Annotated in this window: 12 protein-coding genes; 9 read left to right on the plus strand and 3 right to left on the minus strand. The window is 74.3% G+C overall.

Annotated elements, in window-relative coordinates:
• Positions 1 to 87 precede the first annotated feature (87 nt).
• Entirely contained in the window at positions 88 to 366 is a 279-nt protein-coding gene (locus ACQPZA_RS10505) for an Lrp/AsnC family transcriptional regulator (RefSeq protein ID WP_169400353.1), read from the minus strand.
• A 36-nt stretch (positions 367 to 402) separates the two neighbouring features.
• Positions 403 to 2,118: a DEDD exonuclease domain-containing protein gene (locus ACQPZA_RS10510; protein ID WP_433280073.1), complete on the minus strand. Its 1,716-nt coding sequence runs from the start codon at positions 2,116 to 2,118 to the stop codon at positions 403 to 405.
• 104 nt (positions 2,119 to 2,222) lie between these two features.
• Here ACQPZA_RS10510 and ACQPZA_RS10515 point away from each other — a divergent pair, with 104 nt between their 5' ends.
• The 3 genes from ACQPZA_RS10515 (at position 2,223) to ACQPZA_RS10525 (ending at position 6,607) form a co-directional block, all read left to right on the plus strand.
• Entirely contained in the window at positions 2,223 to 3,605 is a 1,383-nt protein-coding gene (locus ACQPZA_RS10515) for an NYN domain-containing protein (RefSeq protein ID WP_433280075.1), read from the plus strand.
• Positions 3,606 to 4,344: 739 nt separating this feature from the next.
• Positions 4,345 to 5,355 carry an NlpC/P60 family protein gene (locus ACQPZA_RS10520; protein WP_433280077.1) on the plus strand — a complete coding sequence of 337 codons (1,011 nt, stop codon included), beginning with the start codon at positions 4,345 to 4,347 and terminating at the stop codon, positions 5,353 to 5,355.
• 103 nt (positions 5,356 to 5,458) lie between these two features.
• Positions 5,459 to 6,607: a glycosyltransferase family 4 protein gene (locus ACQPZA_RS10525; protein WP_433280079.1), complete on the plus strand. Its 1,149-nt coding sequence runs from the start codon at positions 5,459 to 5,461 to the stop codon at positions 6,605 to 6,607.
• 31 nt (positions 6,608 to 6,638) lie between these two features.
• Here the strand turns inward: ACQPZA_RS10525 and ACQPZA_RS10530 are convergent, their stop codons facing one another.
• Complete coding sequence (locus ACQPZA_RS10530) at positions 6,639 to 8,468, minus strand: AMP-dependent synthetase/ligase (RefSeq protein WP_433282753.1); 1,830 nt, start codon at positions 8,466 to 8,468, stop codon at positions 6,639 to 6,641.
• 111 nt (positions 8,469 to 8,579) lie between these two features.
• On the opposite strand from ACQPZA_RS10530, the gene ACQPZA_RS10535 reads away from it, so the two are divergent.
• From ACQPZA_RS10535 to ACQPZA_RS10560, 6 genes are all read left to right on the plus strand, one after another.
• The gene (locus ACQPZA_RS10535) at positions 8,580 to 8,972 is read left to right on the plus strand and encodes a polyketide cyclase / dehydrase and lipid transport (RefSeq protein WP_169400287.1); all 393 of its coding nucleotides are present in this window, start codon (positions 8,580 to 8,582) and stop codon (positions 8,970 to 8,972) included.
• A 10-nt stretch (positions 8,973 to 8,982) separates the two neighbouring features.
• Entirely contained in the window at positions 8,983 to 9,771 is a 789-nt protein-coding gene (locus ACQPZA_RS10540) for a metallophosphoesterase family protein (protein WP_433280082.1), read from the plus strand.
• Between the two features lie 107 nt (positions 9,772 to 9,878).
• Positions 9,879 to 10,319, plus strand: a complete 441-nt coding sequence (locus ACQPZA_RS10545; RefSeq protein ID WP_169400289.1) for an SRPBCC family protein — start codon at positions 9,879 to 9,881, stop codon at positions 10,317 to 10,319.
• A 36-nt stretch (positions 10,320 to 10,355) separates the two neighbouring features.
• The gene (locus ACQPZA_RS10550; RefSeq protein ID WP_433280084.1) at positions 10,356 to 11,582 is read left to right on the plus strand and encodes an ArsA family ATPase; all 1,227 of its coding nucleotides are present in this window, start codon (positions 10,356 to 10,358) and stop codon (positions 11,580 to 11,582) included.
• Positions 11,579 to 11,941, plus strand: coding sequence for a hypothetical protein (locus ACQPZA_RS10555; RefSeq protein ID WP_169400291.1), 363 nt, complete (start codon positions 11,579 to 11,581; stop codon positions 11,939 to 11,941). Before ACQPZA_RS10550 ends, ACQPZA_RS10555 begins: the two co-directional genes overlap by 4 nt.
• A 46-nt stretch (positions 11,942 to 11,987) precedes the next feature.
• Positions 11,988 to 12,938 (plus strand): ROK family glucokinase, encoded by a 951-nt coding sequence (locus tag ACQPZA_RS10560; RefSeq protein WP_433282755.1) that lies wholly within the window; start codon positions 11,988 to 11,990, stop codon positions 12,936 to 12,938.
• The last annotated feature ends 17 nt before the right edge of the window (positions 12,939 to 12,955 follow it).

Raw genomic sequence — 12,955 nt, forward strand, 5'->3', positions numbered from 1 at the left:
GGTCCCGTGATGCTGTTCCGGTGGGGCCTGATGCCGCGTCATGTGTCCATGACGCGCCGGGCCGGCGGGGGCGTCGGCCCCTGCGGGTCAGTCCAGGCCCACCGAGAAGGTGGCCTCGGTGTCGGCGCGGGAGTACGAGCGGAAGGCGATGTGGGTGTCGGTGCGCCGCACCCCGTCGACCTTGCTGAGGCGCCCGGCGATCACGTCGGCCAGCTCGTCGTGCTGGCTGACCTTGACCACCGCGATGAGGTCGACGTCACCGGCGCAGGAGTAGACCTCGCTCACCCCGTCGAGGTCGGCGATGGCCTGCGCGGTCTCCGGGATGCGGTCGGCGGCGGTGTGCACCATGACGATCGCGGTGATCACGACGGCTCCTCGGGTAGGTCGACTTCCCGCCCGACCCTAGTCCACGCCGGCCTCGATCGGCCGCGCCCGCTCCACCCAGCCACCCCAGCGTGCGGCGCTCCGGGCCGGCTCGGCCCACGAAGGCTCGGCGTGGACCAGGCGGGTGCCACCGGTGGTGAGCCAGCGGTGCAGCAGCCGCACCTCCTCGGGGGGCGCTCCGCGCAGCGGGCCGGGCTCGGTGAGGACCGTCTGGGCGCCGAGACGCAGGGCGTCGATCACGGGCATGGGCGCGACCCCCCGGGGTGCCACCCCGGCGGCCGCGAGCCGGCCGAAGCGCAGTACCGAGACCTCCCAGCCGCCCCGGCCGTCCGGCCTGGCTCCGACCACCTCGGGCAGCGCGGCGAGCGTGGCCAGGCGCTGGGAGCGTTCGAGGCCGAGGATCAGTGCGGCGAGCCGGTCGCGGGCCTGGGCGGCCGACTCGAACCGCTCCCGCCCGGCGAGCTCGTCGACCTCGGTGGCCAGGGTGCGCAGCGCGCCGTCGTCGCGGCCGTCGACCAGGTCGTGCAGGGCCCGTACCGCCGGTGCGTACTCCTCGGGTGTCTGCAGCCCGGCGCACGGCGCCGCGCACCGGCCGAGCTCGTGCAGCGCGCAGGGCGACGCCGAGGCGCCGCGGGCCGGGATGCGCTGGGTGCACGGGCGCAGGGGCACCGCGTCGAGGACGGTGTCGACGGCCGTGGCGGCCGCCTGCCGGGACCCGAACGGGCCCAGCGCCCCGTCGCGGGGGGTGGCGACCACGGACAGGCGGGGGAACGCCTCGGCGGTGGGGGTGACCCACCACCCGCGATGGGGACGGCGGGACCGGCGGTTGTAGCGCGGCTGGTGCGCTGCGATGAGCCGCAGCTCCCGTACCGCGGCCTCCAGCGCGTGGGCACACACGACGGTGTCGACGCGCTCGGCGAGCGCCACCATGTCGCGCACGCGGCGGCGCCGCTCCCCTGCGGTGAAGTAGCTGCGCACCCGCCGCTGCAGGTCGCCGCTGGTGCCGACGTAGAGAACCTCGTCACGGGGGCCGCGGAAGAGGTACACGCCCGGCGCCGCGGGCACCCCGGCCGCGAGCACCCGCTTCTTGCGCTGCTGCTGCGTTGGCCGGTGCGGCGCCGACTCGCGGGCCAGTCCCAGGAGCTCCTCGAGGCTCTGCACACCGAGGTTGCCCACCCGTTCGAGCAGGTGGTGGAGCACCTCGACGGTGGCCCGGGCGTCGGCGAGCGCACGGTGGGTGGGCTTCGTGGTGGTGCCGAACAGCTGGGCCAGGGCGCCGAGCCGCACGCTCGGCGCCTCGTCGCGGGAGAGGACGGCGCGGGCCAGGCGCGCGGTGCACAGCACCGGCGGGCGGGGCCACGGCCGCCCGTGGCGCTCGCACGCCGCCCGCAGGAAGCCGGCGTCGAAGGGTGCGTTGTGGGCCACGAGGACCGCACCGCTCAGGAACTCCAGCAGGGTGGGCAGGACGGCGGGGAGCCGGGGAGCCCCGGAGATCATCGCGGTGGTGATACCGGTGAGCGCCATCACTGCGGGTGGTACCCCGGTGCCCGGGTCGACCAGCGTGGCGAGCTCGCCGATGCGCTCACCCCCGCGGATCTTCACCGCGCCGATCTCGGTGATCGCGTCGTTGCCCGCCGAGCCGCCGGTGGTCTCCAGGTCGAGCACGACGAACGTCACCTCGCGCAACGGGGTGCCGAGCTCGTCGAAGGACAGCTGTGGGGAGAGACCGGGCACGGCGGCGGACGCTAGCGGCAGTGACCGACAGAACCGGGGGACACAGCGCGTATTCGCGCTGCCACCGGTGGGTGGTTCCGCTCGAACGCGGATAACCTGGAGTGATGTCCGGGTCAGACGACACCGCCCGGCCGCCCGGGTGCGGCGCGGCCGAGCCGTCGCCTGCCGGTGACCGCGATTCCGGCCCCGGTGACCCCGCCGCCCCGGAGCCCGTGAGCTGGGAGCGGCTCCCGGACGCCGTGCGTGCCCGGCTGGCCGACACGGCCGCTGCCGCGGTGGGCTCCATGCCCGTCACCGACGTCCCGGTGCCGCTGCGCAGGCTCGCCCGTTTCACCCCGGCCAAGCGCGCGAAGCTGGGCGGGGCGGCGCTGACCGCGGAGCTGGCGGCCTCGGTGGCCTTCCGCGCGGCGGTCGTCGCGTGGTGGGAGGAGCACCGCCCCGGGGAGCTCACCACCGCCGCGGACGACCCCCTCACCGCCGCGGCGGCCGCTCTCCTCGCCGACGACCCCGCGGCCGCCGCCGCGGTGGCCGCGGCCGCGCGCCGTGGCGAGGTCGTCGAACTGCGCGCCGAGCGGGATGCCGCGCTCTCGCGCGTGGACAAGCTCACGGCCGAGCTCGACCGGCTGCGTGCGGAGCTCACCGAGGCACGGGCCCAGGCCAGGGTGGCGGGGGAGCAGCGCGACGCCGAGTACCAGCAGCTGCGCAGGCGCGTCTCGGAGCAGGGAGCGCGGCTCCGCGCGGCCATCGACGGGCAGGTGGCCGCCGAGCAGAGCGCCGCCGACCTCCGGCGCGCGGCCGAGAGCGAGCTGGCGGCGGCCCGGGCCGAGCGCGACCGCGAGCGCGGCCGGGCCGAGGCGGAGCGCAGGCGCGCCGACCGCGCATCGGCCGAGGTGGCGGCGGCCCGGCAGGCCGCCCGCGAGGCCCGCAAGGCCGACGAGGTGCGCCTCGAGCTCCTCATCGACACCCTCGGTGGGGCCGTCACGGGGCTGCGCCGTGAGCTGGCGCTGGGCGGCGGTGGCCCCCGGCCCGCCGACCTCGTGGCCGGCGCCCAGGCCGCGCGCCGCGGGGCGGCGATCGACCGGCTGTCCGAGCTCGACGCGCTCCTGACGGTCCCGTCGGTGCACGTGATCGTCGACGGCTACAACGTCAGCAAGACGGGTTATCCCGAGCTGCCGCTGGCCGACCAGCGCACGCGTCTCGTCGGACAGCTGGCTGCGCTCGCGGCGCGGACGGGTGTGGAGATCACCGTCGTGTTCGACGGTGCCGGCGTCGTCACCGCCCCGCCGCGGGGATCGCGGGTGCGCGTGCTCTTCAGCGACGTCGGAGTGCTGGCCGACGACGTGATCCGCGACCTCGTGGCGGCCGAGCCGGAGGGTCGTCCGGTCCTCGTCGCCACGTCGGACCGCGCGGTCGTGGAGTCGGTCCGCCGCGGCGGGGCCTACTCGGTGCCGTCCGCGGTGCTGCTGGGCCGGCTGGCCCGCGTCTGACCCCTGCGGCAGCCGTTTCGGTCATCCGATCGGCATTCGGTGGCGAAGAACTGTCGGAGGTCGCTCCTAACGTCCGCGGTATCGGGAACGACCCGGCCGACGAGGGAGCAGGAAATGATCATCGATTGTGACAGCTGCGAGGTTCGTGGGATCGCCTGCGGCGATTGCGTGATCGGTGTTCTGTTGGGCGCGCCCACCCCGCAGACGACCGGAGCGGAGGGTTCGGAGGTGCCGTCCGGCGCGCCCATCGTGCAGTTCGACGCACCGGAGCGACGTGCCCTGGATGTGCTCGCAGATCAAGGTCTTGTACCGAGATTGCGACTGGTGGCTGTCCGTGAGCGCCGAGCGTCCGGTGACACGGATGGCGGAAGATCGGCTCGTGACGCAGGGTGACATCACAGCGTTGCAGAACCTCTTTGGTAGCTCTTTGCATTCACAGGGGACTCTCATCACCCCATCCGGTGACATCCCCCCGGTTTGGCCGTCATTGCCCGTCTCCGTAATCTCGCCGCGACCTTGTGGCGGTTCAGCCATTCGACCGGAATGGCGACACAAGGTCACCGCACCTTCGTCCGAACGGATGGCCTGAGGGCCCCCGATCGGGGAGCGTGCGGGTGGTGAGAGGAGAGCCATCCGCGTGGTGTCGCCTCGGCGTACCCCATCCGGTCACGGTCGGAAGTTCCGGTGGATCACACACCGATCCGCCCTCCGCCGGAGTCATGTCCCATCCGCGGGAGCGTTGGTCCTTGTCTCGCTCCTCGCTCTCGTTCTCGGCGCCACACCGGCGAGCGCGCAGCCCCCGTCGCCGCCACCGCCGCCCCCCACCAACGCGGCCGACGCCGCCGCCCAGCTCGACCAGGTGCAGCGGGAGGCCGAGGCCCTCACCGAGGAGTGGCACGCCGCCCAGGACACCGTCGACGCCCGGCAGGCCGAGCTCCAGACGCTCGAGCAGGCGGTCGCGCCGGCCAAGGCCGCGGTCGACGCGGCCAAGGCCGACGAGGAGCAGTACCGCCAGCAGCTCGACGCGGTGGCGATGGGCACCTTTGAGAGCGGCAACCTCGACCAGTTCAACGCGCTGCTCGCGAGCGGGTCCCCGCAGGACTTCCTGGACCAGATGTCGGCACTCGAGACGCTCTCGGCCGACTACAAGGCCGCGCTCGAGCAGCTGTCGTCCGTCGTCGACGTCACGGCGAAGGCACAGGCCAATGCCGACGCCGCCGTCGAGCGGGCCAAGTCCGCCGCCGACGAGGCCAAGAAGGCCGAGGACGACGTCGCCGCCCGGAAGCGCGACGCGGAGATCCGCATCGACCAGGCCGAGAAGCTCCTCGAGCGGCTGTCCCCCCAGCAGCGGCGCGCGCGCAACGGGCCCCAGGAGGACGCCCCGGACGTCCCGATCACGGGCACCGGGGCCGGTGTCGAGGCGCTGAAGGCGGCGGCGACCCAGCTCGGCAAGCCCTACCAGTGGGGTGCGGCCGGCCCGAGCAGCTACGACTGCTCCGGTCTCACGAGCTGGGCCTTCAAGAAGGCAGGCGTCACGCTCCCGCGGTCGAGCAGCCAGCAGGCGCGCGTCGGCAAGGCAGTGTCGTGGGACAACATGCAGCCCGGCGACCTCGTCTTCTACTACTCGCCGGTGAGCCACGTCGGGATCTACGCCGGCGGCGGAAAGATGATCAACGCTCCCCAGACCGGCGATGTCGTGAAGTACCAGACGGTGTCGAGCAGCGCCTTCAGCGGCGCCCGCCGCCTCTAGGCCTCGTCCGCTCCCCGAGTACGGGCGGCGGCCGGCCCGATGTGGCCGGCCGCCGCCCGATCTCATCTCCGGGCCCGCAACGGGCTGCACTAGCGTCGCGCGGGTGCCGCCCACGTTGCTGGTGACCAACGACTTCCCGCCCCGCACCGGCGGCATCCAGACGTACCTGCAGGCGTTCGCCGACCGGCTCCCTGCCGGTGAGCTCGCGGTCTACGCACCGGCCTGGCCGGGCGCGGCGGAGTTCGACTCCGCGCGCTCCTACCCCGTGCACCGGCACCCGACGTCCCTGATGGTGCCCACCCCCGGCGTCGCCCGGCGGGCGGCCGCTCTCGCCCGCGAGCACGGTGCGACCACGGTGTGGTTCGGGGCGTCGGCACCACTGGCCCTGCTGGGCCCCGGGCTGCGCCGCCGGGCCGGCATCACCCGGGTCGTGGCCAGCACCCACGGTCACGAGGTGGGCTGGGCGATGCTGCCCGGTGCCCGGCAGGCGTTGCGCCGGATCGGCTCCGACACCGACGCGCTCACGACGATCTCGCGCTACACGCGCGGGCGGGTGGCCGCCGCGTTCGGCCCGGACGCGGCCCTGGAGGTCATGCCGTCGGGGATCGACACCGCCGTGTTCCGCCCGGACCCCGCCGCCCGCGCCGAGCTGCGCCGCCGCCACGGCCTCGGTGACGCGCCCGTCGTCACGTGTGTGTCCCGGCTGGTCGCGCGGAAGGGACAGGACGTCCTGATCCGGGCCCTGCCCAGGCTGCGGGAGCGGGTGCCGGGAACGCGCCTGCTGATCGTGGGTGACGGACCGGACAGCCACCGGCTGCACCGGCTGGCCGCCGCCACCGGCACGGCGGAGCACGTCGTGTTCACCGGTCCGGTGCCGGCCGCCGAGCTACCGGCCCATCACGCCGTCGGGGACGCGTTCGCGCTGCCCTGCCGCACGCGCGGCCGCGGGCTCGACGTCGAGGGCCTCGGCATCGTGCTGCTGGAGGCCGCCGCGTGCGGGCTGCCGGTGGTGGCCGGCGACTCCGGCGGCGCGCCGGAGACGGTGCAGGCCGGCCGCACCGGCCACGTCGTCGACGGCCGGGACGTCGAGGCCGTCACGGACGCACTGTCGAGCCTGCTCGCCGACCCGGACCGCGCCAGGACGATGGGCGCGGCCGGGCGCGAGTGGATGCTGCAGGAGTGGGCGTGGCCCGCCCGCGTGGCCCGCCTGCGTGCGCTGCTGTCCGGCGCCCCGCTCCCGGCGGCCACCTGAGGCCTGCACTGGAGTATCCGGGCGCGCCGGGTCAGGCGGAGCTCTTGGGGGTGCTGTAGATGCTCGCGATGTCCTCGGCGAAGGTCTTCACGACGACGGCGCGCTTGACCTTCATCGTCGGCGTCATCTCGCCGCCCGCCTCGGTGAAGTCGACGGGCAGGATCCGGAACTCGCGGATCTGTTCGGCGCGGGAGACGGCCTTGTTGGCCTCCGCGACGGCGTTGCTGATCTCCGCACGCAGCTCGGCGTCGTCGACGAGGTCGGCCACGCCGTCACCGGCGGGCTTGCCGTTGCGTTCGCGCCACCCGGGCAGGGCGTCGGCGTCGATCGTGACCAGCGCGGCGATGAACGGCTGTGCGTCGCCGACGACCATGCACTGGCTGACCAGCGGATGCGCGCGCAGGCGGTCCTCGAGCACGGCAGGCGCGACGTTCTTGCCGCCCGCCGTCACGATGATCTCCTTCTTGCGGCCGGTGATCGACAGATAGCCGGCGTCGTCGATCTCGCCGAGGTCGCCGCTGTGGAACCAGCCGTCCTCGATCGCCTCGGCGGTGGCCGTCTCGTTCTTCCAGTACCGCCGGAAGACGACCGGACCCTTCAGCAGGATCTCGCCGTCGTCGGCGATGCGGACGGAGTGGCCGGGCAGCGGCCGCCCCACCGTGCCGATCCGCTGGGCCGCGAGGGTGTTGATCGTGACCGCCGCGCTGGTCTCGGTGAGGCCGTACCCCTCGAGGATGGGCAGGCCGACCCCGCGGAAGAAGTGGCCGAGCCGCTCGCCCAGCGGGGCGCTGCCCGAACCGGCCGCCACGGCGCTGCCACCGACGGTGCCGCGCAGCTTGCTGTAGACGAGCTTGTCGAACAGCGCGTGCCGCAGCCGGAGGGCGAGCCCGGGGCCGCCGGTGTCCTGGGCCCGGCTCCACGCGATCGCGGTCTCGGCGGCCGCGTCGAAGATGCGGCCCTTGCCGTCGTCGTGGGTGCGCTGGCGGGCCCCGTTGTAGACCTTCTCGAACACGCGCGGCACGGCGAGCAGGAACGTCGGACGAAACGACTGGAGATCGGGTAGCAGGGTCGACACGTCCGGCGTGTGGCCGACCACGGTGCGGCTGGCGACCGCGCAGTACTGCAGCGCGCGCCCGAACACGTGGGCGAGCGGCAGGAACAGCAGGAACGACCCGCTGTCGGTGAACACGGTGGAGAACTCGCGCGCCAGCGTCTTGGCCTCCCACACCAGGTTGCCGTGGGTGAGCTCGCAGCCCTTCGGACGGCCCGTGGTGCCGGAGGTGTAGATCAGGCTGGCCAGGTCGTCGACCCCCACCGCCTGCCGCCGGGCGTGCACCTCGTCGGCCGGGGTGTCGGTACCCAGCGCGGTGAGCTGCTCGATCGCCGCGGACGACCCGTCGGTGCCCGCCTCGATCTGCCACACGTGCCGCAGCGCCGGGAGGTCGTCCGAGACGCTCTCGACGAGCGCCCGGTGCTTGTCCGACTCGACGACGATCGCGACCGCTCCGGAGTCGGCGAGGATCCAGTTGATCTGCTCGGCGGCGGACGTCTCGTAGATCGGCACGGTGACGCCGCCTGCGGCGAGCACGGCGTAGTCGATGACGGCCCACTCGAAGCGCGTGCGGGAGAGCAGGGCGACCCGGTCGCCGGGCTCGACCCCGGCCGCGATCAGCCCGCGCGCCACGGACGTGACCTCGTCGGCGAACTGGCCGGCGGTGACGTCGGTCCACGAGCCGTCGGCGCCGGTGCGGCGGCGGAAGGCCGGTGCGGCGGCGTCCTGGGCGGCGTTGTCGTAGACCGCGTCGACGAGGTTCTCCTCGTCGCCGACACGGACCGTTGCGGGGACGCTGTACTCGCGCACGGTCTTTTCCTCCTGGCCGGTCCGGCTGTCGTTCATGGGAACCTACCGTGCAGTTCAAGGCCGGGGCAGGCCCCGGCGCGACGGCGTGATCCGGTGCGGCAGGCTGCGCCCATGCCGTCGGTGGACGTGATGGACGAGACGTTCCTCGCCGTGGCCCCCGAGGTGGTGGCCGCCGAGTTCGCGCAGCCCGCGCGCTGGCCGGTGCTGTGGCCCGACCTGCGCCTCGAGGTGATGACCGACCGAGGCGTCCAGGGACTGCGCTGGACCGTGCAGGGAGCGCTGGTCGGCAGCATGGAGGTCTGGCTCGAACCCGTGCTCGACGGGACCGTGCTGCACTACTTCCTGCGGGCCGACCCGGCCGGACCGGACGGCGCCCCGCGCCCTGTCTCGGCCCGTCGGGGCGCCGCGGAGGCACGCCGCCGCCAACGCGCGGCCAAGGCACTCGCGTTCGCCTGCAAGGACCGCCTGGAGGCGGGACGCGCGCCGGGCGAGGCACCGACGTAAATTGACGGCCATGCGCGTGCACGTGGTCTCCGACGTGCACGGCAACGTGGAGGCGCTCGCCCGGGCGGGCGAGGGTGCCGACGCGCTGGTCGTCCTGGGCGATCTCGTCGAGTACGTCGACTACGGCGATCCGGCCGCCGGCATCCTGGGCCGGGTGCTCGGGTCGGAGGTCAGCGAGCGGTTCGCGCACCTGCGCACGCACGGAGCGCCGGGGGAGCTCATCGCGTACATCCGCGACGCATGGTCGCGGGTGCAGGACGCCGACGCCGTGGTCGAAGACGCCGTCCGGGAGCAGTACGACCTGCTGTTCGGCGCGATGACCGCCCCGACCTACGCCATCCCCGGCAACGTCGACATGCCCCGGCTGTGGCCGGAGTACGAGCGGCCCGGACTCAGCCTCCCCGACGGGAACGTCGTCCCGGTGGGTGGGCTGCGGTTCGGTTTCGTCGGCGGCGCACCGCTGCCGGCGGGACAGATGCTGCGCCGCAGCGGTCCCTGGACCCCGCACCTGCGCAACGCCGAGGAGTTCGCGGCCGCCGTCCACGCACTGGGCCCGGTCGACGTGCTGTGCAGCCACGTGCCGCCCGCGGTGCCGGAACTGGCGTTCGACGTGGTGTCGCGCCGTCCGGAGGCCGCCGCGTCCGCGCTGCTGGACGTCGTGCACCGGGACCGGCCGAGGGCGGCGCTGTTCGGGCACGTCCACCAGCCACTGGCCGCCCGGGTGCGGGTGGGCCGGACCGAGTGCGTCAACGTCGGTCATTTCCGCCGGACGGGCGTGCCCTACGTGCTGCGCTGGTGATGTTGCGGGGCGGCGACCGGCCCTCCCGTGTGGATGTTCGGGTCCGGGATCGACCTTCCTGGGTTGGATGTTCGGGCTTGCGCGCATCCCTTCGGTAGCCTGCCGCCATGGCCGACGCTACGACCTCCACGATCACCATCGCCGCCCCACCGGAGCGGGTGATGGCAGTGATCGCCGACTTCCCGGCCTACCCCGAATGGGCCTCGCAGGTGAAGAGCGTCGAGGTGCTCGGCAGCGACGCGGACGGGCGCGCCGAACGAGTGAAGTTCACGATGGACGCCGGCCCGATCAAGGACTCCTACACGCTCGACTACACCTGGGCGCCGGACGCGCGGTCGGTGAGCTGGACGCTGGTGAAAGGCCAGATCCAGAAAGCGCAGAACGGGTCGTACACGGTGGTTGGCACGGGGTCGGAGACCACCGTGACCTACAGCCTGGCGGTCGACCTGAACATCCCGATGATCGGAATGTTGCGCCGCAAGGCGGAGAAGGTGATCATCGACACTGCACTCAAGGGGCTGAAACGTCGGGTCGAAAGCGCCCCATGACGCATCATCGCTGATCCCGCGGCTACCCTCCGCGTCGTGCGCGTCGTCCTTTTCACCGGTAAGGGAGGCGTCGGAAAGACGACTCTCGCTGCGGCCACGGCCGCTCTCCTCGCGCGCTCAGGGCGCAAGGTGCTGGTGGTGTCCACCGATCCGGCCCACTCCCTGGGCGATGCGCTGGAGTGCGAGCTCGGTGGCGAGCCCACCGAGCTGGAGCCCGGCCTCTCGGCCGCGCACATCGACACGAGGGCACTCCTCGACGACTCGTGGGGTCCCCTGCGCGGCCACCTCCGCACCCTGCTGTCCGGCGCCGGCGTCGACGAGCTGGTGGCCGACGAGCTCACGGTGCTGCCCGGCGTCGAGGAGCTGCTCGCTCTCGGCGAGGTGCGCCGCGCCGCCGAGAACGGAACGTGGGACGTCGTGATCGTCGACTGCGGCCCCACGGCCGAGACGCTGCGGCTGCTGGCGCTGCCGGAGGCGCTGTCGGGCTACCTGGAACGGCTGTTCCCCGCCCACCGGCGCGCGGTGCGGGGCCTGCTCGCCGGCCTCACCGGCGCGGGACGTGATGCGCAGCCGGCCTGGGACCGCACGGTCGACGCCCTCGATGTGCTGGCCGAGCAGCTCACCGGGCTGCGCGCGATGCTCGCCGACCACACCACGACCTCGATCCGGCTGGTGCTCACCCCCGAACGCATGGTGCTGGCCGAGACCCGCCGCACGCTCACCGCGCTCGCCCTGCACGGCCTGCACGTCGACGGGCTGGTCGCGAACCGGGTGCTCCCCGGACCACCGCCGTCGCTGCGCGGACCGGCCGGCCGCTGGCTGCGGGAACGCCACACCGAGCAACAGGCCGTGCTCGCGGAGCTCGGCGGCATGCCGGTCTCGCTGCGCACCGCCCCCCATGCCGCCGCCGAGCCGACCGGCATCCCGGCCCTGCTCGAGGTGGCGCGGTCGCTCTACGGCTCCGCCGACCCGGCCCCGCGAGCGGGGGCCGCGCCCGAGCCGCTGCTGCAGATCCGCCGCACGGCAGGCCGGGGCCGGTCGCTCGACTCCGAGTTCGAGCTCGTGCTGCACCTGCCCGGTGTCGTCGCGAGCACCCTGGACCTCAGCCGGATCGACGACGACCTGGCCGTCACCGCCGGCCCGACGCGCCGCATGGTGGCGCTGCCGTCGGTGCTGCGCCGGTGCACCGTGAGCGGCGCGCGCCTCTCCGGTGACGACCTGCGGGTGGCGTTCACCCCCGACCCGGCAGCATGGCTCCGATGACGACCACCGCGGGAAGCTGCAACGAGCACGCCGGGCTCGGTGCCGAGCTGCGCGCACTCGTCCTGAGCACGCTCGACCGGCTCGAGCCCGTCCTGGAGCGGATGCGCACCGAGCCGGTGACGCAGACCGCCGAGACCTGCGCGAACTGTCCCGTGTGCGCCCTACTCGCCGCGCTGCGCGGGGACCACCCCGAGCTCGCCGGGCAGCTCGCCGCGTACGCCTCCGGGCTGCTGAACGTGCTGCGGGCCGCGCTGGAGGAGGGCGCCCCCGCACCCCACGGCTCCCCGGCGGCCGAGCCCGACCCGCCGCAGCGCCGCGTCCAGCACATCGTGATCGATCGCGGCCCGGTGCCCCGGTGACCGCCGGTGGGAGAACCGTCGAGTGTCCGTGCTCACGTCCGTGCCCGTGCTGACCGTCGGCGTCGACGTCGGGGGTACGAGTGTCCGCGCCGGTGTCGTCGACGCGGAGGGGAACGTCCACGACACGGCCCGCACGCCCACCCCGCGTAGCGAGGCCGCGCTGGAGGCCGCGCTGGCGGGCGTCATCAGCGAGCTGGCCGGGCGGTACCGCGTCGGAGCCGTCGGGCTCGCGCTGGCCGGCTTCGTCACGCCCGACCGGCGCGGGGTGCGGTTCGCCCCGCACCTGTCCTGGCGCGACGCCCCGGTCGCCGACCGGATCGCCGAACGCGTCGGGCTGCCCGTCGTCGTCGAGCACGACGCCAACGCGGCAGCGCTCGCCGAACGGCACTTCGGGGCCGCGTCCGGCGCGTCCACCGCGGTCTTCGTCGCGCTCGGCACCGGTATCGGGTCGGCGCTGCTCCTCGACGGGAACCTCTACCGGGGAGCCTTCGGGGTGGCGCCCGAGCTGGGCCACCTCCGCGTCGTGCCGGACGGGCGTCCCTGCCCGTGCGGCAAGAACGGCTGCTGGGAGCGGTACTGCAGCGGCACCGCGCTCGCCACCACCGCCGTCGAGCTGCTGGCCCGCGACCCCGGGCGTTCCCCGGTGCTGCGCAGGCTCGTCGCGGGCGACCCGGGCCGCGTGACGGGGCAGCGGGTGGCCGCCGCCGCCCGCGACGGCGACCCGGTGGCGTGCGCCGCCATGGACGACCTCGCCCGGTGGCTGGGGGAGGGGCTCGCGCTGGTGGCCGACGTCTTCGACCCGGAGCTCGTGGTCATCGGGGGCGGGGTGTCGGGGTCGGCCCCGCTGTTCCTCGACGAGGCCCGCGAGCACTACGCCGCCACCGTGACGGGGGCGGGCCGCAGGCCGCTCGCCCGGATCCGCACCGCGCAGCTCGGGGAGGCGGCCGCGGTGGTGGGCGCCGCACAGCTCGCGCGCGAGCTCGTGCTGCAGTCCTGAGGTCCTGACGCCGCCGC

It is taken from the genome of Pseudonocardia xinjiangensis (assembly GCF_050948425.1).
Classification (GTDB): domain Bacteria; phylum Actinomycetota; class Actinomycetes; order Mycobacteriales; family Pseudonocardiaceae; genus Pseudonocardia; species Pseudonocardia xinjiangensis.

Coding starts and splice junctions, on each gene's coding strand:
- ACQPZA_RS10515 (WP_433280075.1), top strand. CDS start 2,223: ATGTCCGGGTCAGACGACACCGCCCGGCCGCCCGGGTGCGGCGCGGCC.
- ACQPZA_RS10535 (WP_169400287.1), top strand. CDS start 8,580: ATGCCGTCGGTGGACGTGATGGACGAGACGTTCCTCGCCGTGGCCCCC.
- ACQPZA_RS10540 (WP_433280082.1), top strand. CDS start 8,983: ATGCGCGTGCACGTGGTCTCCGACGTGCACGGCAACGTGGAGGCGCTC.
- ACQPZA_RS10545 (WP_169400289.1), top strand. CDS start 9,879: ATGGCCGACGCTACGACCTCCACGATCACCATCGCCGCCCCACCGGAG.
- ACQPZA_RS10555 (WP_169400291.1), top strand. CDS start 11,579: ATGACGACCACCGCGGGAAGCTGCAACGAGCACGCCGGGCTCGGTGCC.